The organism is Sporosarcina sp. FSL K6-1508 (assembly GCF_038007465.1).
Lineage (GTDB): Bacteria > Bacillota > Bacilli > Bacillales_A > Planococcaceae > Sporosarcina > Sporosarcina psychrophila_B.
Genome location: NZ_JBBOXF010000001.1, coordinates 111,272 through 131,562 on the forward strand (window position 1 = coordinate 111,272; position 20,291 = coordinate 131,562).

Genomic DNA, 20,291 nt, shown 5'->3' on the forward strand with positions numbered 1-20,291 from the left:
GTGTTATTCTTTTTTCGGAACGATAAATGTAACGGTGGTTCCCCTATTTGGTACACTTGTTATGTCAATTCCACTTCCGAATTGCTGTTTAAGCCGTTTGTCTGTATTAAGCAAGCCTATTCCTCGTCGTTCTTCTGTCTGGTAGGTTAGCAGACTCTTCAGTTTCTCTTCTGGTATTCCCACTCCATCGTCCTCAATTGTAATTTCTACAAAGTCCTTCTGTTCTACCACTCTTATTTGGACGGTCCCACCTTCTGGCCGTTTTAAGACGCCATGTTGAATGGCATTTTCTACGATTGTTTGGATCGATAGCGGTGGAATTTGAATAGCCGGTATCTCATGCATCTTCCATTCTACATTCAAACGATTTCCAAAACGTTCTTGTTCAATGAATAGATAGGAACGAACGAGCTCTAATTCGGCCTCTAATTGGATCACTTGATTTAAATTATGGCTTGCGAAACTAGCACGCAAATAACTCCCGAACTTATCTAGCAACTCCACCATTTTGGGTGGATCAATCTCACTGAGTGCCGCTATCGTATTTAATGTATTGAATAAGAAATGTGGCTGAATTTGTGCCTGTAGCCACGCTGCTTCCATTCGTACTCGTTCGCCAATCGACGTTTTCAAATCGGTTAAGGCCTTTACGCGTGTCACCAATTCAAGTTTTTCTACGGGTTTAGTAACATAATCACTGGCCCCGCAATGAAAACCGGTTTGGATATCCTCTAATTGACTACGGGCTGTCAACAGCAAAATCGGAAGTTCCGAAATCGGAAAGCGTTCCCGTATTTTCTGTGTCAACGCGTAACCAGACATATTCGGCATCATTACATCCGATATAACGAGATCCCACTTTCCTTTATCCAATAAAGCCAATGCTTCTTTTCCACTCGTACATGTAACGACATCGAATTGTTCAGCTACCAACATTCGCCCAACAATCGCTAAGTTAAGCGGATCATCATCTACCACTAATATGCATGGCAATTCTTCATTCAAAATCTGGTCCGTTGTCTTCTGATTCCCTCTAGCTAGCTCCGGTATAGCCTGTCGTATAGACTGATCAGTAGCTATACTCTTTTGTTGCGAGGCGATCGGCAATGTGAACGTGAACGTAGACCCTTTTCCCACAGTCGATTTGACATTAATCGATCCTCCATGCAATTTGACTAACTGATCGCAAATACTCAGCCCAAGTCCAATTCCACCTGCAAATGCTGTTATCTTAGGGTCTGCTTGCTCGTATGGCTGAAAAACAGATTTCATTGTTTCTTCATCTATACCAATTCCAGTATCACGCACATGAATAACAGCCATATCATTCCGAGTTTCTGCAGAAACGATGATTTCTCCCTCATTTGTAAACTTCACTGCATTATGAACTAAATTAAATAGTATTTGAAAAAGACGATTTTCATCTGCTTCTACCTTTGGAAATGTCTCAAGTCCCGTTTGTCTAAACGTAATGCTTTTCCCTTCCTTCAAAAACTGGAGCATATCAAATACACCCGATACAACTGATGAGAGGTCCACTTCTTTAACTTGTAACCTAATACCATTTTCCTTCAGTTTAGTAATATCAAGAAGATCATTCAGAATCATTGACATACGGCGGCCTACTGACATCAGAATTTGTAAATTTTTCTTGTTTTCTTCAGTCAAGTTATCCTTTTCGCTGTCATAAATCGTTTGGGTAATATTCATGATTCCGTGTAGAGGGTTTCTTAATTCATGAGATGTATTGGCTAGAAAGTCATCTTTTCTTTTGACTTCTTTTTGCAATTTCACAGTCAGTTCCTTACTTTCATCTGTCGCTTGAAAAAAACGTTTGAACCAATAGATTGCAAAAAGAATAACACCAATGATGATTTCAAATGGGTAGTAGGGTAATGTCGAAAAAGCATGGTTTTTAATCCATCCCCATAAAATACTGGAGGCAATGCTAATTGTCGCAAGTAGAAAGTAGATGGCGTAAGCTTTGCCTTGCGCTACTACTTTACTCAAAGTGAAAGGAATAATCGCCGGTATAAAGAACATAATAACCCTAAACAATGGAGCGATCATCATCTTATAATCTAGTAACACACATATGACAAATAACAGATACAAAACTGTAAGCGCCTTGAACGGAATAGATATCCTTGTTTTATGAATTGAATTTTCCATCAGTATTTGTTTGAAAAATTGCAACATAAAAAAAACACTGCTTGCATATGAAAGATAAAGCAGCTTCACCCACCACAACCAACTAATTGTCGGAAACAAATAAAGCAATAGTTTATCATCATCTATGAGAACTGAAATTGCAGCACAAAGGAACGTAAGCGAAAGGAAAACTAATTCCTTCTTTCTTCCAAATAAAAGAAAGATGACCAGTGTATAAATGCTGTGCATCAGCAGAATGACTACTGATGTAAATTGCATTAAATAAGAAACTATTTGACTTTTTTTAATAGCAGATGATGTTCCAAATTTAATCGCTTTGGTGATGCCTGCTGGATAGATGAGATTATAGTTTGAAACATGTATTAGTAAATCGATCTCTGTTTCATGGTTTTCTAGACTCACTTCAACTGGTCGAAAATCAGATTTTGCTGATTCGGAATCTTCACCTACACGTCCCAATTCCATTACTTTTTGTCCATTTATAAATACAGTAGCATTCGACCTTATTTCTTTTATATACAGACTGAGCAACTGTTTTTGTTCATCCAGCAGAATACGCAGACGATAGGTCCCATATTCATACGATGATTGTTCATTATTAGATATTGTTTTTCTCCAATTTCCAGGAACTATTATCCCTATTTGCTTCTCTGCCGACACTTGCTCTTTCAATTTCTCTGGATCAATCAATTGATTTGGAAAAAAGGTCCATTCACCGTTTAATAAGATTGTTTTCTCATCTTGTAATTCCACACCCCTCAAATCAAGAATCCCACCTTTTGCTTTTGAATAATCTAACGCAAAATAGTAATGGATCCATAGAAACCTTAAACTGATAAGTATAAGAACAAATACACTAACGGTAATAATCATTTTTTTCTTTTTCATGATGATTGAATTCGATGTTTGACGGAGAAATCCCTTCTTTCATTCATCTCTATTTCTCCTAACATTTTAGCTTTCTTTCGTTTTGACTAATATAATCACCAGGACTCTAGAGGGAACCATGTCTCACAAATGTCCATTCATGGTTGGCTTATATTTGCAGTACGTATTTCCAGTAGTCCCCTTAGCATCGAACATTGCTATATCCGCATACTCGATTAACCGCTTTGGATCCGTCCCATGATCAGGATATATGCTTGCCCCAATGCTTATACTTGCATTGATTTGGTGCTTTTCAATTATGAATGGCTTATTGAATAAATTCATGATTAATTGAATGTGTGCTCCCAAGTTCTCTATCTCTTTGATAATCAAGATGAATTCGTCTCCACTCACGTGGAATATACAGTTATTAAGAATAGTAACACCCGCTAGCCGATTGCCAACTTCTCTTAATAACAAATCTCCTGTTAAATGGCCGTACGTGTCATTAATCACTTTAAAACGATCAATATCCATATATAGAATAGCTAGTTGCATATCCTTCTGTTCTGCACTCGCTATGTATGACTGCATAGAAGGCTCTAACATTCTTCGGTTTGGCAAATTGGTCAACTCATGATGACAAGCTAGATGCCGCCACTTTTCCATCGCTTTTTGTTCCGTAATATTTGTGGAAATCATCATATATCGCACTTTGGAATCTTCATTATCTTCTATAGAAACAATCGTCGACTTGAGCCAGATTATCTCGCCTTTTTTATCCCTATGACAGAGTTCGCCAGACCATTGATTCCCATTCCGAATACTACTCCACACCCCGTTCATAAATTCTTCAGAATGATACCTCGAAATTAAAAAACCATACTCCTTCAAATTCAGTTCAGGCAACGAATAATTGAATGTCGCTATGAAATTCTCATTGACGTCAATTACTTTTCCTTCATAATTTAAAACCGTGATAATGAATGTATGTGTCATTGCATTTTTAAGGATTTCAAATTCATCTGGTTGTGCATTCGTATCTACGTCTTCTACCGCTCCATCTGAATAATAAATAACCATGTAAATCCTCCCAATCAGATAGGTCATTAGTGCAAAAATCGATATTCCCCTTTATCATACGTAAAGCTTCTTATAGAACTCTTTATACTCTCTTACAATTCGCTTAAAGTAGAAAAAGGTTCTTCGCAATCTTATAATGATCCTTGATTGTCCAAATCGGTTGAGAAGCGAGTATAGCGGTTCCAAGAAGGTATGTGAATAGCGGTAAAGTAGCTATTATATGAATCCTTTTACCGGGTATTTTATCGTAGTTTAACCTTTACAGTAATGGGTTCTTATTTCTTGTATATACAGTAAAAAAACCAATAAGATGGGTGTTTCTAGCCTATCACGAACGTTCTAGTAATAATTCAGGGATATGATTACGATTAGTATTACGTAAATTGCAATTATGCCAAAGCTTTTTTACCAGCATCTAGATCCTGGTAAATGACAGAACCACTTCTTTTTAGTTTCTCCCAGTTATCCCGACTTCCAACAAAGTAAAGAATTGTTCCGTATACAAAGAAAAATGTATCTAGAAGCCGAAACGTTAAAGACTCCCATACGGTAAAAAGCACAATTTTAAACCAACACTTCATGGTAAACGCATATCCATAATATCCTGCTTTTTGTACCGCAACCAATCTCAAAATAAATTCACTTGACCAGGCACTTGCGATTAATAAAATCATTAAAGGCGTAATATGCCCCATTACCAGAACAATTGGCAACATCAGTATTGCCGAGGTTCCAACAACACTTAGTAGGATGGATTCGAACAAAAGAAAAAATGAAAACTTTTTACTGAAGACAGTAAAGAAATTTCCTTTGTGTATATTGATACAATCGATAAAACCTTTTTGCCAACGAATACGCTGATGTAATAGTGAATTAAAACTTTCGGGGACCTCTGTATAACAAACAGCTTCAGGAATAAAAATCATTTTTTCTTCCAATTTTCTTTCATTTATATATTTTTGTAAACGGAATGTAATTTCCATGTCCTCGCCTAGTGTATTTTTATACCCGCCAATTTCCAATAAAACAGTACGCCTAAATGCCCCAAAAGCGCCAGAAACGACTCCCAATACATTAAACTTTGACTGTGTAACTTTTCGAACATAAAATGAGGACAAATAACCTGACAATTGATACCTTAATAGCATTTTTCTTTTATATATGATCGGTCCTCGCTTATTGATTAGTTGGCCTACATGAACCATTCCCCCTGCAGCCACAACTTTTTTATCGGAAAATGATTGATTTATCCAAGATAGACTATCATTTTCTAAAATTGAATCTGCATCTAGCGTTACAATAATTTCGCCCGTGGCAAACGAAATTCCCGTGTTAAGAGCGTTCGACTTGCCTCCATTTAACTGATCAATCACGTAAATATTAGGGTACTTATCACTCTTAAAGAATCTTTTAATAGAGGAGGGAGAAATAATGTCGCTTAGTGCTTTATCAACTTCCGTTAAATCAAGCAAGTTTTGTAAAACCGTCATTGTATTATCTGTAGAGCCGTCATTAATAAATATGATTTCTTTATTTTTATAACTAACCATCTTCAAACTTTCAAGGCATTGCAGTAAGACAAGTTCTTCATTATAAGCGGGAATCAATACACTAATCTTCTGTTCGTTTGCCGATAGATTTGTAGCTTTTTTCGATACCAACGAAGTGACTATATAACCAACTTGTAGCATTAAATAAAATACAAAAACAGTAACTAAAACGATAGTCCATATATTCAAAGTAGTCCTTCTCCCTAACTTTTATTTTCAGAGTAAATTCTTACATAATCTACTTCCATTGAAGCGGGAAATATAGTTTGCTCATCAGGATCTCCCACCCACACTCCTCCTACTGCTACGTTCATCCATAAATACATACTTGTATTTGAAATGTTTGGCGTTCTAAATTGTTCTTTGCCATCTATATAAAAAGTCAATTCGTCTTCTAACCAATCAAGTGTATATACATGCCACTCACTGCCATCGATACCTTCCGTTAGCTTGAACTCCCGATTTCCAGCTTCTTTATGAGCGACATGCCAAATTTCATTTGTTAGCTGTCCTAACATTTCGACTATGTCGATTTCAGGGTAGGCTTTACCATCTGATGGCAGTAACCAAATAGCGGGGAATAAGCCTTGTCCACTCGGAAGTTTGGCTCGTATCTCAAATTTCCCATACAACTGTTCATGTTTACCTTTTGTCGTCACAGCACCCGACCGATATGGAAAATCTCCATACGCACTATTATCAACGTTCAGAATCAAATTTTCCGATGCAATCGAAACTTGTTCGGGTAAATAATAATGAAGCCTTCCGTAATCTTTGTATCCATCGTTAACTTTGTTCCACCGAATAGTTGAAAGCTCCGATTGATCAAACTCATCCCGGAAAGTGATTGTCCACCCAGATTGTGTATACTCATCTACATATTCAGTATCTTTCCTAATTTCTTTTTCTTGAGGTAGCTCTATTATTAGGTTATCTTCGGGGTCCGGAATTTGGGGCTTAGTGCTAGGATCACTGCATCCAACTAATAAAAGGATGATTACTATTAGGCGATACTTCATTTTTCCTCCCTCTCAAAAGAACAATCTCTTGTTATTCGTTCAAAGCCCCATAGGAGCGCATAGCTATAGTAGTATATTCATTTTCTCGAGAAATTATTCTTCAATATTCTTAACAGCTAGTTTCCCCAATTCATGGGTAAGTAGAACGGTTACTGAATCCCCTCCATCTATAGATATGATGATTATCGCCCCTTCTTCAATAACGATAATTTCTTAGTCTAACTAGACCTAAACACCCGAACCACCTTTGACATTTGAATTATTCTCTACAAAATCAGTGACCGTATGCCAAGATTCATGCTGAAACTCTTGGCATGCGTTTCTTCAACTATCATAGGAATCACTTCTTATAGATTGCTTTATAACCTCTTATACTTTTCTTAAATCGTTAGAGTACGGCACCTTATAGTGATGAAGATGCTAGTACTGTTAAGAAATCTATTTGGGCTTTATCCTATAATGCTCGGCATCAATAAGGTTAATTTTTGAAGTACAGGAATATCTTACCCCATCTCCATTTTGGGAATTTTGGTAGAATCAAACTAATTCAAATAGAAAGACTAAAGACCTGAATTGGTCAATTCATTTTAGGGATTTAAAGATGAATAAATTGGTTATAAGGGCTCACTACAATTTGGAGGGATTTCAATGAAAAAAATAATTTTATTTATTTGTATGTTCTTGTTCATCACACCCCTATTTACTAGTTATCCTCTCCAAACCATAGCTGCTATCAGTGGAAATCCAGAAGCTAAAATGAAGGATTCAATAAAGTCATACAACCTCATCCGTTCCGCTCTTTTGAAAAATGAACCTACTGGTACATTCGATACTTCAGAAGTTTCGTACAAACAAGTCGGTTCACTTATTCAAAAGGTAGTGCGTGAAAATCCTGAAATTCTTTATTTCGATTCCGCGATGACATGGTCTAACGGCAAAATCGATTTTTCATACACGGCTCCTATTAGTACAATCAATAAAAACAAAGCCGTGCTTACAAAAGAAGTGGACAAGCTGTTAGCAAAAATTATTAAGCCCGGCTTTACAGATTTCGATAAAGTCAAAGCCATTCACGATTATTTAGTTACAACTGTTGCTTATGATCAGAAGAACTATCAAAAAAATACGATTCCTGCCGATTCCTATACTGCATACGGAGCCCTTATAAAAAAAGTTGCCATTTGTGATGGGTATACGAAGGCCACTCAACTTCTGTTAAATCGCCTCGGCATAGAAAATTTCTACGTTGACGGATACGGAAACGGTGGCCCGCATGCATGGAACCTTATTAAGCTAAAGAACCAGTATTATTTCATGGATAGCACATGGGATGACCCCATTTCAGACGTAAAAGGTACCGTTGGTTATAAATATTTCCTTATTTCTTCCGACCAATTGCGAAAGGGAAAGAGTATAGCTTCTTTAACGACTTCAGCTCGATGATCGAATCAAAAAACCACTATTTCTACAGTAGCTTTTCAGACAACGAAAAGTTATATCGGATAAATAAGGATGGAAAATCAAAGCTAAAAGTGAATAATGTAAGAGCCCCCTATTTCGTTATTGCTGGTGAATGGATTTACTTCAGCAATTACTCGAATGGCGGTTTTTTGTACAAAATGAAAACAGATGGATCCAATTTAAAACAATTGAACTCCACTTCATCAGTTAGTCTTGCAGTAGTGGGCAAACAGCTGCACTATACTGATTCAAAGACCAAAAAAGTGCAGAAATTGACTATCAAATGAGAAAAGCCCACTTGTGTGGGCTTTTTTTGTTGGGGGGTTATTTGGGGATATTTTTAGATTGATTGGTGGGTGGGATTTGATTGGTTTGCGGGGGATAGGGGCGGTCTGCTGTGGAATATGAGCGGTCCGGCGTGCTATATGAGCGGTCTGGCACGCTATATGATCGGTTAACCCAGACATATGAGCGGTCAAACCGGATAGGATTGGTCTTCCATGCTATATGAGCGGTTAATCTGGATATATGAGCGATCCGTCATGCTATATGAGCGGTCAACCTGGATATATGATCGGTCTGACACGCTATATGATCAGTCAAACTGGATATACGGGCGATCCGGCATGCTATATGAGCGGTCTGACACGCTATATGGTCGGTCCCACACGCTATTTGATCGGTCAACCCAGATATATGCTCGGTCTGACATGCTATATGATCAGTCAACCCAGATATATGAGCGCTCCGGCACGCTATATGAGCGGTCAAACCCGATATGATCAGTCACCCCAGATATATGAGCGGTTAACCCAGATATATGAGCGGTCTGCCACGCTATACGATCAGCCAACCCAGAAATACGGGCGGTCCCACACGCTATAAAATTGTTGGAACCAAAAAATATCCCCCTACGCCCATAAACACGTAGAGGGATACTCCTAATTCTCAGCAAAATAAAAAGCGGTATTAGCCACCGCTCTTATTTTTCAATCAATTTAAACTTTTGCCACGGTTGAATTTGATCCAGTAAAAATTGTTCATTTTTATCAACTGTCGCGACAATATTTGTATTTCCGCTGTTCTCCATATCCTTGAGTGCAATATGTAGTTCACCTTTATAGCGCTCATAGCCGTCGTTATCGATCGTGACACTTCCTCTAGGAATCAAATCCGTGTCATGAGGAGGAAAATCTTTCTGCTGATAGGCAACTCGGCTCTGTGTTGAACGAATTACGTAAGCAGATACATCTCCCCGATTGAAATGATTGGCGCCTAGCGCAATCTCTTTCTCTGTCTTTGTTGCTTTTTCATTGAATTCTACGTTCAGCTCCAGCAAATAACGGTTGAGCAATGAAAGCCGGTTTAATTCTTCTTCGGAAGCAAAGGCATTGCCGATAATTACATCGTCGATTAAATTTGTTTGGAAAAGGTCCTTTGCTTGAATTTCAATCGCCATATCCCGATGTTCTTCAAGGGTTGGAAGGCCTTCTTGAACAGGCCATGGACCAAATCTAGCGTCCTTTGATGAAATCATGGCTGCTGTACGAATACCGTTTTCTTTATACTGCGTAGAGCATTTGATGAAATGTTCCCGCGAGAGGCCCGTATAACGGCGTGGATAAAAGTTATGACAGCCGATGAGTTGCTGCTTGTTCGGTTGATAAGATAGTATTTGTTCGAGATATTTCGTCCCTTGGCTCATATTTAACTCAATGGATAATCCATGCTCGTTAAAAGACATGATACTTTCTTCGAAGCCTGAGAAGCCTAAGTCTAGCCGAAGTCCCGAAAAACCGAGTTCTTTAAAATAGGATAAGTCTTTATAGGTCAGCTTTTGTTCTTCAAAAACACTTGGGCTGACATCTGCAATCACTTCAAAACCACGTCCATTTGCTCTTTTTAAGACGGTTTTCAGTAGTCGAACATCCTGATCTCCACCTGCTGACATTAAACAAGTAAAAATTCTAGAAAAACCGTAAGCACTTGCTTTTTCAATATAATCGACTAGTTCCTTCTCTGTTCCATATTGGGGATAGATTGAAATCCCGAGCTTTCTCATGTTTACTCACACCTCCATCGAAAACTTCGACAAATAGTCTTTATTTGCTTCAAGTAAATCATTTAGCAGTTGTTTGGCTACCTTACTTGAAGGGACAAAAGGATTCGTCACCAGGGCAAGCAATGCTTTTTGTTTATTTCCCGTAACAGCCGCTTCAATTGTTAATTGTTCAAAAGCTTTTATTTGTTGGATTAAACCATTCAACTCAGGAGGCAATTTCCCAACTTGGATCGGCTTGGCGCCTTCACTGTTTACAACACATGATACTTCAACCACGACATCATCAGGAAGTTGTGAAATAGCCCCGTTATTGAGCACATTTACTGTATGAATCGCATGATCATTCGTGACGATGGAGGTGATTAGGGAGATAGCTGCCTCCGAATATAAGGCCCCTCCGCGTTCCTCCAATTCTTTTGGTTTTACATCTAATGTCGGATTTTTATAGATTTCAAATAACTCTCTTTCAATTGCTTGCACTTGTTCGGCACGGGTTCCTCTTAGCTCAGCCGCTTCTTTTTCTTCAATGAGCATTTCATCCATCATGTAATAATAACGATGATAGGGACAAGGAAGAACTTGCAGTGCTTTTATAAAATCCTCTTCCCAAGGGGCGTCATGAATGTTTTTCATATTCATATTGCGTCCTTCAATAATTCGATCGATTAGTGTAGCCATTTTGTCTTGTCCGTTTACCACTACTTTTGTTGCATAGACAAGGTGGTTTAATCCAGCAAACGATATATTCACGTCTTTTCGGTCTACCTCTAAAATAGTTGCACTCATTTGTTGCATATTGATGGGTACATTACATAGACCGATTGCCTTAACAGAGGTGTATTTGTGAATTGCTTCAGTCACCATTCCTGCTGGATTTGTAAAGTTAATCAACCAGGCATCATTTGAATACTCCTCAATTTCCTTACAAATGTCGAGAATGACTGGAATCGTTCGAAGGGCTTTTGCAAATCCACCAGGCCCTACAGTCTCTTGACCAATTACATCGTATTTAAGGGGAATTCGCTCATCATTTGCTCTTGCCTTCAGACCGCCTACCCGAAACTGCGTTAACACAAAATCTGCATTTGTAATCGCTTTAATGCGATCGAAAGTTAGTTCAATTTTTATGGGCAGTCCACTTTTTTGTATCATTCTTTTTGCAAGCGCACCGACAATTTCCAGTTTTTCTTTTCCAGATTCAATGTCAACGAGAACGATTTCATCTACTTTCACTTGATCTGCTCGAAGAATAATCCCTTCGATGAGTTCAGGTGTATAGCTGCTTCCGCCACCAATTACAGCAATTTTCATAACAATTCGGGCTGATGGAACTCGTGTCTTTCGTCATGAGTTCCATCACCCTACACATCCTTTCGTTAGTGGATTTGAACGAGTCATGCATTGACTTTATGCACCACTCGTATTGTTTGAACAAATACAGATGACACCGGGCTATTCTTACTTATCCTTAATAGTTAGAGGTCTTGGATTGCGGTAGCGTACTTTTTGACTTCTCTTTGCACTACGCCAGGACGGGCGAGTGGCGAACAACTCACGGATGTCCGTACATAGTTTCACTTCATCTTCAAATAAGGCACGGCTTTCCATTGTTACTGAGCGTCTGAAGAGTTTCGCTCCAGCCTCTGCGCCCAGCAAAATGGGTTGTTTACGCCCTGCGCAAACGGGCATGTCGTTTCCCTCCTTCACATTTCGTCCATTTCGCTAATTGTAGAAATGCTTATTCGATATGCAACAATGCTCATCTTTTATTCGATAAAAGATTGCCTCATAGTGTTTAGATTAAAGAACCGAGCGTTTATTCATCACTTCATATAAGTCAACAAACTCGATGGCTAAATCTTTGAACGTAATCGCGTTCATAAGATGATCTTGTGCATGAACAAGTAGTAAAGAGACCACCACTCCCTCACCACGTATTTCCGATTGTATTAAAGTTGTTTGGACATGATGGGCGCTGATCAATTCTTGATTCGCTTTTTCAATACATTCTTTCGCACGTTCATGATCTTGCTCTTTGGCGGCTTGGATCGCCTCAAAAGCTGTACTTTTCGCATTCCCGCTAAATAGAATAATCTGCATGATTTGCTCTTCTATATTCATAATTGCTCACTACTTCCTACTAGAGATTAATGGTTTTTCTTCTGGTTGTGATGTTGGTACTTCTTGTTCAGCTATTACATCTTCCTGATGAGATGATACCATTTCTTGTTGCAACACCAATTCTTCTTGCAGTTTTTTCACTTCAATTCTTTCTGCTATTTTAACAAATGGCAGATAAATCACTATTGAAATGACTAAGTTAACGGCGGCTAGTAAAGCCCCTTTCATAGACCCTGTTGCTAAAAACCCGCCAATGATTGGAGGTGTGGTCCACGGAATCAGGTTAACCGTTTTAGGAACAATTCCAGTCGCAATCATAATATAACTAAAGATTACCAGAACAACTGGCGTTAAAATGAATGGAATGATTAACAAAGGGTTTAACACAATTGGAAAACCAAATAAAATTGGTTCATTAATATTAAATATACCTGGCCCCGCACTTAATCCCGAGACGTTGCGATAGTGTTTATGGCGACGGCCTGCGATGAATACTGCAATAATCAAACCAAGTGTTGCACCTGTACCCCCTAAATACATAAAGGCATCAAAAAATGGTTTTGTCACGATATAAGGAATTTCTATTCCCGCTTCAAACGCTTTTATATTTGCTTCAATGGCAGGTAAATAAACTGCCTGCATAACCGGCTCCATAACATTTGCGCCGTGAAGTCCAAAAAACCAAAGGACGTGGACAATTAATGCAATAACAATGGCCGAAGCTGGTGTGTTAGCCAATTTTGAGACCGGTTCCTGTAATGCATCGAAGAAAGCTTGATGGATATCGGGCATACCCGCTACTATAGTGAATACCTTAACGAGACCAAATACACTGATTGCAATCATTGCTGGAAATAAAGCTGCAAATGATTTTGAAACGGCCGGCGGAACGCTCGGAGGCATCTTCATTACGAGTCTCTTACTGCCAAGTAATCTCGTGAAAATTTCAGTTGAAACAAGCGCTACAATAATAGCGATAAATAAGCCCTGTGAACCGGCCCAAATTAATGGCAATCCTGAGCCCTCCGCAATGGGTGTCGTAATTGTTAATAAAGAAGCAAAAGCGACAACCCCGGCTGACAGACCGTCCTTATCGTATGAACGGGCAAGTTGATAGGCAATTGTGAAAGCGATAAGTAACGAAACTATTGCGAATGTCCCCGTCCAAACGGCTCCACCAAATTGCTTCCAAGTATCACCGCCAAAAATCATCTCCATAAAATTCTGATATGCCTCAATCGGCAAGTTATTGATAAGCGTAACCATTGAACCTAAAATCATTAATGGCATAATAATAACAAAGCCATCACGAATGGCAGCTAGGTGACGTTGAGCCCCAATACGACCGCCAATCTCCATAAACTTATCCATTTTCCCACTCATCTTTTTCTCCCCTTTTATTCTTTCTTAGATAAATATGAAAGTACTATTTAATTAAATATTCCATTAATTAATTCCAGAATCAGAAATCCGGCCGATCTGCCGAACTTCTTCCCATACGATCCCCTAGTAAACTTGTAGCCTGTATTCACAACATTGCGAGAGCCTTTATCAGAACCGATTCGCCATTCATTGTTCCATAGTCAATACTTTCGATTACTTCGACAGGGATGTTTTTCCCTTCAACTGCTTTTTCAATTTTCTTTTTCAGGTATCGTACTTGCGGCCCCAATAGCAGAACATCAATGGTATCGAAATACCTGTTAGCTTCCGCTTCCGATACGGCAAAAATCTTAACGTCCTCCCCTTTGGCCTTTGCCGCCGCTTCCATTTTCGTCACTAGTAAACTAGTCGACATTCCTGCTGAACAAACTAACATAATGGTCTTCATTACATTTCCCTCCCCTTTCTATGTTTTGTGACTCTATATAAGTTGAAATAAAGAATTCCAATGAACCGCTGTAGCGCTAGGGGGTGCCTTCGCTCAGTTTAAACACAGGATTCAAGACTTCAACTCATAGGGCAAACTTACATAGAGCCACAATTTCCTATACGCTATTAATAATGCAAGAAGCGTGCCAAGTTTCCCACGTGTAAACGCTGTCATTTGAGCTTTACTAATTTACACAAAAGAACACAAGCGTGTAAATCATTACACGCTTGTGTTCTTTTGAAAACATCGAAATGCGCAAGGCGCTGTTAGACGCGACAGGCATAAGTCAATCCAACGACGTGGCGTTCTTTGCCCGGGAAGGATGAAGTTCAATCCTTCCTAGTTGGATTGCTTATGACCCGAGCGGCTAGCGCCTGGAGCTGGACAATACGAAATGCGCAGGCGCCTTGATAGACCCGAAAAGCGCTGGAGGGCCATAAGATAAAAGCGTTCTTTGCCTTTAACCCATGGACCGAAGCGACTCGAGGGGCTAGCGCCTGGAGCTAGACAATAAGAAATGCGCAAGGCGCCTCGGTGATTCCAAAGTAGATCTTCAATGATTCTCCCTGAACATCTGATAAATATGCATTAATTCACTTTCCGCAAAAGCGATATCATATTCAACTGCCAAGTCTTTCAGTGTATTTTTCACAATCACCAGCTCTTCCATATTTTCTTGACGGAATTGGTCCATATTGGGGAATGGCCGGCTCGGTTGATTTAATCGCATACTTTCAATCAAAAAAGCTAAATGAAGAATAATTCCTGTATCGACACCATCATCTAGTGTGATTTCTAATTTTAATTCAAGATTAATTACGGCTTTTTGCAAAAGTTGTATCAAACGGTCGACAGAAGGGATCATTTTAAAATGACTTTCAAGCGCTTTAACCATCTCACTGTAAGGCTCATGATTGCCAATCATATTTTCCAATCGTTTCAAATGATGTTCTTGGAAGACTTCTGTTGGCGAAAAGTAAGGGATATTGTGGTAATCAACACGAACAGTTCCGGCAATGGCTAGTATATTGTATTCTTCTAACAATTGATCGATTTTTTCTCTAAAAGATTGTCTATGAAGAAATTGCAAAGAGATCAGTTCGATATTTTTTCCTTCCACAATCTTTTCTAACTGTTGTTTAATTTTTTTCGCTACCCCTTCCCCCGTAAAGCAAGCGGTGATAATTGCTCTTTTGGAAGGTTTCGGACGAATAGGGGTCGAACTAAACTGACTCTCAAGCAATTGCTTGCAACTCTGAAAAATATCATCCAAACTTCTGCCAAGCGAAGCCTTGCGAACCGCTTCCATTACAATAGGCGTGCTCGCCATTGAAATTGTTTTCGTTTTAATGCCTGTCTCTTCAAATATCATTTGCCCGAAGGTAGAAACCGATCCCATATCTACGAGAAATAAAATTCCTTTCGTCGGTTTCATGTCATGAATCGCATTTTTGACGAGGCTGTACATATCCCTTACCTCCATTGAAAGCGGCATATCGAAAGCCTTTCCAAGCCGGACGCCCAACAAATCTTGAACGGTAAGTAACATACTGCTTGCAGTCGTGTTTCCATGCATCATGACAATGATTCCTACTTTATGTTCTTGATCGTACATGCTTTCCTCAACATCAGAAACTAAAAACATGGCGATAAACCCAATTTCATCAAGCGGAATCTCAATGCCTAATTCATTTTGAATAAGTTGGGCGACTTCTATTGAAACTTTAAATTCTTTTGGATATTCCTTATGAATCTCATTTAAGTTAGGATGCGTAATAATAGTGTTTTGGTTAATCCGCTCAATCGTCCCCTGTAAATGAAGGGCAAATGCAAATTTGATTTTCTTCTCATAGGTACGCTTTAATTCTGGTTCTACATAATGATAAATTTTATCTGTAATCAACCAGATTTGTTCATTGACCATCTCTTCTACGTCAATTTGCGGCAAATGATCAATATACTCATTAAAGTATTGATTGAAGTCAACAAGAAGTTCTTTTTGAATATCTTTTTCATTCTTCCCTTCTTGGTGAAGCTTACGTAACTTGTTTTCTATATTTTGATAAAGGTCTTCCCCATCTTCCAAGTGAATCTGATCATTATTTTCATCCTTATAGGAAAACGTAAAAATTTTCTGTTCTGCTTCTATTAGTCTGTCCATCTTATCGCGAGATTGTTTAACATCCAATAACCCTTTTTGAACATGGATGGGCAAGTCATTCTGCTGAATTAAAAGTGTCGCTGTCTGATTTGAAATATAGTGCAAAAACGATTTTGCACAAGCAAGTTTTAAATCACGTTGCAATTGTCCAATATTTGCAGACGTTCGGTATAGTAAAAATGCGGTCAAAACGCGTCTTTCAACATAAATTGTTTCATTTAAACGACCCGATTCCTGAATAAGAAAGTGTTCAATAAGCTGGTACCGCTCCTCAAATTGACGCTCATCCAAGGAAGGGAGCGTAATTGTCATCGGAATTCTTCTAGTGAAGGTTTCCAGTAAAAAAGATTCAGGGGATTCTGTTGTCGCTCCAATTATTTGAACTGAAGCCGTTTTCGTTTCTTCGCTATCTCCCAGACTTCGAAATTCACCTTTATCAATGAATGTAAATAGCATTTCCTGTCCTTCCGGAGGCAGCCTATGAATTTCATCTAAAAACAAGATTCCCTTGTCCGCTTTTTCGATTAACCCGGTACGATCTTCCGTTGCCCCTGTAAACGCCCCTTTTTTCACACCAAAAATATGACCAAACAAAAGTTGAGGATTTTGAGCGTAATCTGCACAATTGAATTGAATAAAGGCTGCATCCTTATCAATCCTTTTCGATTCAAGGGCATATTGATACATACACTCGGCAAAAAAAGACTTTCCCGTACCCGTTTTCCCCAGAATCAATGTATGCAGTCCCCTAGGTGGATAATGGATGGCAGCTTTCGCCTGCTGAACCGCAATCTTCAAACTTCCTTCCGTGCCAATCAAGTTAAAAAACGCTTCATCCATAGGTTCTCTAGGTTTGATACTTGGAGTTACTTCTTTATAAAAGTACAACGTCGGCTTGCCACCTGTTTTCTCTACCAAGCCGTCTCTATGTAGCTCATTCAAATACCGGCTCACATTCGAACGGTCCAGTTGCAGCTGTTCCGCGACCTCATTCGCAGAAACCTCTTCATTCACCTTCTTGATATAACGAAAAATATCATCCTTGCGACTCATGTATACTCCCCCTAAGGACTGCATTGTTCAAAATCGAGTTGAACGATCATAGAAAAGTAGGAACTATATTCCTATTATAATACCACAGACTAACTGATCTATACTGAAAATTCCAAACCGCATAGTTGTAGTGGTGACAGTCACCACTACAACTACGACACTACTCTGATAACTTACGCGAAATAATAAACGAAAAAACAGCTTCTTTCAGATACTAAATCTGAAGGAAGCCGTTTTATCGTTCTTATTTTTACCGCTCACATGCGATCAAATCTTTATCACGGTCACTTTTTTTGTTTGCGTTATAAAGTGCTTGGGATACAAACGGTTTGTACTTTGTTTTACCGCCTACGTTTTTGACGGAGGCGGATCTTGCTACGCCGCCTTTGTATACTTTGTTCAGCTCAGTGCAATTTTTATATGTTACAACTTTTGGGCTTGCTGCTTCGACTTGCACAGCGCTGAATGAGAAGGTGATGGCAATTGCAATTGATAGTAATACAGTAAATACCTTTTTCATACGAACGGCCTCCTTTTCTAGATGATACACTGCAAAAAAAAGGCGTCTTCCCTTGCTTGGTCTATCATAATGACCAGTCAAAGGACTTTCCCATTAACTATATGATTATCTTAACAGGTCTTAAGTCGAATAAATACATTAAATTATATTTTTTGACACATCGTAGATAGTTGAATAGTATTAACCATTACAAATAACTCCAACAACTTAAGTCCTTCAGTTGCTGAAGTCATTCACATTTTTTTGGTACCTTTATGTGCAAAAGAATACATAGTATGGACCATCTATTTAGCATTTACCAAGAAAATAGTTTGTCTCGCTTAAATTGACAACTCAACTGATAAAAACTCAGGCAGTTGTTGTTCACGCTTGTCGAGCATAATCTGTTCTGGCGTGATGCCCTGTTCACGCAGTACTTCAATGTTTTGCACGAGGAATTCGTCGCTACCGACAACATAGAAGAGTCCATCCTTGTCTGCAGCAAGATTTTTCACTTCTTCATAGTAGTCTTTACGGTTATCAACGAACTGTGATGTGAACTTCTTGTCAGGTGCGGATTCAAAGACATTAGTGAATAAGAAGTCTTTTGATGAATCGATGTTTAGGGAATGAATTTGATTGACATTGTCAGCACGTTCAAAATAATCAAGTACAAGCGGTCTGAAAGTTGCCAGGCCGACACCTGATGACAGCAGGTAAACACTTTTGTCTTCTCTTTTAAGCGGTACATTTGAATGGGTTTTAAATATTGCAACTTCATTACCGACCTCAAGATTTCTTAAAACCGTTTTAAACTCAGAGCACTGCTCTCTGATGCGTGTGGTGATACCGATTGAATTTTCATGCGGTAAAGTGGAAATTGACATGTGACGAATCAGGCCACGGTTTGGTTTATCTCCGGCATTAAAACCTTCCAGTGCGAAGTGGGTGTGGGAACCTTCTTCCCATGTAAAGTCTTTCGGACGATCGAGCAGGTACGTTTTAACCTCAGGCGTTTCCTCAATAATCTTATTAATTTTAGTCCAGTATATTTGCATTATATATTCTCCTCACTCAATTATATTTATCGTTACTATATACTATATACTAATTGATAAAAGTTCTCAATTAAATAGATTGGTTATTTCAGATAATTTATGCGCCTTAGATTATCTGGTGTTTCAGAAAAATTCTTGAACTTGAATTATTCATAGTTCCAAACGAGGACATTCTCACCACAGATATCCAACTACATGAACTAAGAAGTGATGGTGGGGCATCAAAAAAATAAACAATTAATGCAAATCCAATCAGACTTCTGAGGCAAGCCGATCATCGTCTCAAAAACAGCGATAAAAACAGTAAGCGGCAATAATTATAAGAGTTAAATTCGTTATTATATACTTTCTAGATAGTACTTCACCTAATAGTAAATCCTATCATTCATAAACATTCCAATACCAATAGGCCGCGGTTAATACGTATTAATTTTGCATACAATTTAGTAAAACAGAAAACGCCAACTATCTGAAGAGACAGTGACGTTTTCTGAGTACGATTCTTCTTTAGTCTTACTAAAATTAACGTTTGTTCCCACATCTGTAGAACTTGTAATGTTAATCCCACTTCCGTATTTCTGCTTTAGCAGGTTATCTGTATTGTACAATCCTATTCCACGGTGCATTGTTGTCAGTGGGATTAATAGCCTGCAGTTGTTCAAAAAACTTTGTTACTTTTCCAAATTGCTTCAGGCATAGTAGATCCTGCATTTATTTTATTACAATAACTCTTTTACAACTTTACTGATCAAACTGCCTTCAGCTTTGCCTTTTAGTTCAGCCATTGCAAGACCCATCACCTTGCCCATATCTTGTTTACCGGCAAAACCATTCGATTCAATAATACTTTTTATAATTGTTTTGACTTCATCTTCGTCAAGTTGTTTAGGTAGATATACTGTTAGCAACTGGATGCGGTTTTCAAGATCAGTTATCATTTCAACCTTATTCGATTGTTTCGCGTATTGCAGAGACTCATGAGTTTGCTTAATTTCCGTTTGTATGACTTGCATAACTTCCTCGTCAGTAAGTTCTGTGCCATCATTCTTATCGATTTCTTTTTTTTGAATCGTACTTAACACCAAACGAATGCTTGTTAACTCTTCTTTATTTTTCGCTTTCATTGCTTCTTTCATCGAATCCTTAAGCTGTTGTTTAAGTGTCATTTAAAAAACTCCTTTTTCTAATTCATTTTCCACCTATTCCTAGTTTTCATTATATCCTACGTTTATTACTTTTGAAAAAATAAAGATTTACAAATACACCATAACTAATAAAAAACAACAACTCGGACAGGAGTTGTTGTTGTTTT

General features: G+C 38.5%; 17 protein-coding genes. 3 read left to right on the plus strand and 14 right to left on the minus strand.

The genetic code is table 11. The annotated features are described in order from the left end of the window. Positions 1-3: 3 nt before the first annotated feature. From MKZ11_RS00460 to MKZ11_RS00475, 4 genes are all read right to left on the minus strand, one after another. Positions 4-3,060, minus strand: a complete 3,057-nt coding sequence (locus MKZ11_RS00460) for a hybrid sensor histidine kinase/response regulator (RefSeq protein ID WP_340792116.1) — start codon at positions 3,058-3,060, stop codon at positions 4-6. A 123-nt stretch (positions 3,061-3,183) separates the two neighbouring features. After that, the gene (locus MKZ11_RS00465; protein ID WP_340792117.1) at positions 3,184-4,122 is read right to left on the minus strand and encodes a GGDEF domain-containing protein; all 939 of its coding nucleotides are present in this window, start codon (positions 4,120-4,122) and stop codon (positions 3,184-3,186) included. 389 nt (positions 4,123-4,511) lie between these two features. Continuing rightward, positions 4,512-5,861 carry a glycosyltransferase family 2 protein gene (locus MKZ11_RS00470; RefSeq protein ID WP_340792118.1) on the minus strand — a complete coding sequence of 450 codons (1,350 nt, stop codon included), beginning with the start codon at positions 5,859-5,861 and terminating at the stop codon, positions 4,512-4,514. Positions 5,862-5,875: 14 nt separating this feature from the next. Then, positions 5,876-6,691, minus strand: coding sequence for a glycoside hydrolase family 16 protein (locus tag MKZ11_RS00475; protein ID WP_340792119.1), 816 nt, complete (start codon positions 6,689-6,691; stop codon positions 5,876-5,878). 648 nt (positions 6,692-7,339) lie between these two features. Between MKZ11_RS00475 and MKZ11_RS00480 the strand changes: the two genes are divergently transcribed. The 3 genes from MKZ11_RS00480 to MKZ11_RS00490 all read left to right on the plus strand — a co-directional run bounded on the left by MKZ11_RS00480 (position 7,340) and on the right by MKZ11_RS00490 (position 9,037). Next, complete coding sequence (locus tag MKZ11_RS00480) at positions 7,340-8,134, plus strand: transglutaminase domain-containing protein (protein ID WP_340792120.1); 795 nt, start codon at positions 7,340-7,342, stop codon at positions 8,132-8,134. Beyond that, positions 8,131-8,439 carry a DUF5050 domain-containing protein gene (locus MKZ11_RS00485; RefSeq protein WP_340792121.1) on the plus strand — a complete coding sequence of 103 codons (309 nt, stop codon included), beginning with the start codon at positions 8,131-8,133 and terminating at the stop codon, positions 8,437-8,439. The genes MKZ11_RS00480 and MKZ11_RS00485 overlap by 4 nt, the downstream gene beginning before the upstream one ends. Positions 8,440-8,701: 262 nt before the next feature. Beyond that, on the plus strand, positions 8,702-9,037 hold the full coding sequence (locus MKZ11_RS00490; protein ID WP_340792122.1) for a hypothetical protein: 336 nt from the start codon (positions 8,702-8,704) through the stop codon (positions 9,035-9,037). A 97-nt stretch (positions 9,038-9,134) separates the two neighbouring features. Here MKZ11_RS00490 and MKZ11_RS00495 read toward each other — a convergent pair whose 3' ends face one another. From MKZ11_RS00495 to MKZ11_RS00540, 10 genes are all read right to left on the minus strand, one after another. Next, positions 9,135-10,214, minus strand: a complete 1,080-nt coding sequence (locus MKZ11_RS00495) for a DUF871 domain-containing protein (RefSeq protein WP_340792123.1) — start codon at positions 10,212-10,214, stop codon at positions 9,135-9,137. Positions 10,215-10,220: 6 nt separating this feature from the next. After that, positions 10,221-11,525, minus strand: a complete 1,305-nt coding sequence (locus MKZ11_RS00500) for a 6-phospho-beta-glucosidase (RefSeq protein WP_340792124.1) — start codon at positions 11,523-11,525, stop codon at positions 10,221-10,223. 147 nt (positions 11,526-11,672) lie between these two features. Next, the gene (locus tag MKZ11_RS00505) at positions 11,673-11,903 is read right to left on the minus strand and encodes an RRXRR domain-containing protein (protein ID WP_340792125.1); all 231 of its coding nucleotides are present in this window, start codon (positions 11,901-11,903) and stop codon (positions 11,673-11,675) included. A gap of 111 nt (positions 11,904-12,014) precedes the next feature. Beyond that, complete coding sequence (locus tag MKZ11_RS00510; protein WP_340792126.1) at positions 12,015-12,335, minus strand: PTS lactose/cellobiose transporter subunit IIA; 321 nt, start codon at positions 12,333-12,335, stop codon at positions 12,015-12,017. A gap of 9 nt (positions 12,336-12,344) precedes the next feature. Continuing rightward, complete coding sequence (gene celB, locus MKZ11_RS00515; RefSeq protein WP_340792127.1) at positions 12,345-13,718, minus strand: PTS cellobiose transporter subunit IIC; 1,374 nt, start codon at positions 13,716-13,718, stop codon at positions 12,345-12,347. 145 nt (positions 13,719-13,863) lie between these two features. Continuing rightward, the gene (locus MKZ11_RS00520; RefSeq protein WP_340792128.1) at positions 13,864-14,166 is read right to left on the minus strand and encodes a PTS sugar transporter subunit IIB; all 303 of its coding nucleotides are present in this window, start codon (positions 14,164-14,166) and stop codon (positions 13,864-13,866) included. Positions 14,167-14,761: 595 nt separating this feature from the next. Continuing rightward, entirely contained in the window at positions 14,762-17,422 is a 2,661-nt protein-coding gene (locus MKZ11_RS00525) for a sigma 54-interacting transcriptional regulator (RefSeq protein WP_340792129.1), read from the minus strand. 250 nt (positions 17,423-17,672) lie between these two features. Next, a complete protein-coding gene (locus MKZ11_RS00530; protein WP_340792130.1) occupies positions 17,673-17,942 on the minus strand; it encodes an excalibur calcium-binding domain-containing protein in 270 nt (89 codons plus the stop codon). A 320-nt stretch (positions 17,943-18,262) separates the two neighbouring features. Next, positions 18,263-18,979, minus strand: coding sequence for a dihydropteridine reductase (locus MKZ11_RS00535; protein ID WP_340792131.1), 717 nt, complete (start codon positions 18,977-18,979; stop codon positions 18,263-18,265). A gap of 719 nt (positions 18,980-19,698) precedes the next feature. Next, positions 19,699-20,145, minus strand: a complete 447-nt coding sequence (locus MKZ11_RS00540; RefSeq protein WP_340792132.1) for a GatB/YqeY domain-containing protein — start codon at positions 20,143-20,145, stop codon at positions 19,699-19,701. Between the last annotated feature and the right edge of the window lie 146 nt (positions 20,146-20,291).

Excerpts from the sequence above, each read along its gene's own strand:
- MKZ11_RS00535 (WP_340792131.1), bottom strand. The coding sequence starts at position 18,979 with ATGCAAATATACTGGACTAAAATTAATAAGATTATTGAGGAAACGCCT.
- MKZ11_RS00480 (WP_340792120.1), top strand. The coding sequence starts at position 7,340 with ATGAAAAAAATAATTTTATTTATTTGTATGTTCTTGTTCATCACACCC.
- MKZ11_RS00475 (WP_340792119.1), bottom strand. The coding sequence starts at position 6,691 with ATGAAGTATCGCCTAATAGTAATCATCCTTTTATTAGTTGGATGCAGT.
- MKZ11_RS00510 (WP_340792126.1), bottom strand. The coding sequence starts at position 12,335 with ATGAATATAGAAGAGCAAATCATGCAGATTATTCTATTTAGCGGGAAT.
- MKZ11_RS00500 (WP_340792124.1), bottom strand. The coding sequence starts at position 11,525 with ATGAAAATTGCTGTAATTGGTGGCGGAAGCAGCTATACACCTGAACTC.
- MKZ11_RS00520 (WP_340792128.1), bottom strand. The coding sequence starts at position 14,166 with ATGAAGACCATTATGTTAGTTTGTTCAGCAGGAATGTCGACTAGTTTA.
- celB (WP_340792127.1), bottom strand. The coding sequence starts at position 13,718 with ATGAGTGGGAAAATGGATAAGTTTATGGAGATTGGCGGTCGTATTGGG.
- MKZ11_RS00505 (WP_340792125.1), bottom strand. The coding sequence starts at position 11,903 with ATGCCCGTTTGCGCAGGGCGTAAACAACCCATTTTGCTGGGCGCAGAG.
- MKZ11_RS00460 (WP_340792116.1), bottom strand. The coding sequence starts at position 3,060 with ATGAAAAAGAAAAAAATGATTATTACCGTTAGTGTATTTGTTCTTATA.
- MKZ11_RS00540 (WP_340792132.1), bottom strand. The coding sequence starts at position 20,145 with ATGACACTTAAACAACAGCTTAAGGATTCGATGAAAGAAGCAATGAAA.
- MKZ11_RS00490 (WP_340792122.1), top strand. The coding sequence starts at position 8,702 with ATGAGCGGTCAACCTGGATATATGATCGGTCTGACACGCTATATGATC.
- MKZ11_RS00525 (WP_340792129.1), bottom strand. The coding sequence starts at position 17,422 with ATGAGTCGCAAGGATGATATTTTTCGTTATATCAAGAAGGTGAATGAA.
- MKZ11_RS00485 (WP_340792121.1), top strand. The coding sequence starts at position 8,131 with ATGATCGAATCAAAAAACCACTATTTCTACAGTAGCTTTTCAGACAAC.
- MKZ11_RS00465 (WP_340792117.1), bottom strand. The coding sequence starts at position 4,122 with ATGGTTATTTATTATTCAGATGGAGCGGTAGAAGACGTAGATACGAAT.
- MKZ11_RS00495 (WP_340792123.1), bottom strand. The coding sequence starts at position 10,214 with ATGAGAAAGCTCGGGATTTCAATCTATCCCCAATATGGAACAGAGAAG.
- MKZ11_RS00530 (WP_340792130.1), bottom strand. The coding sequence starts at position 17,942 with ATGAAAAAGGTATTTACTGTATTACTATCAATTGCAATTGCCATCACC.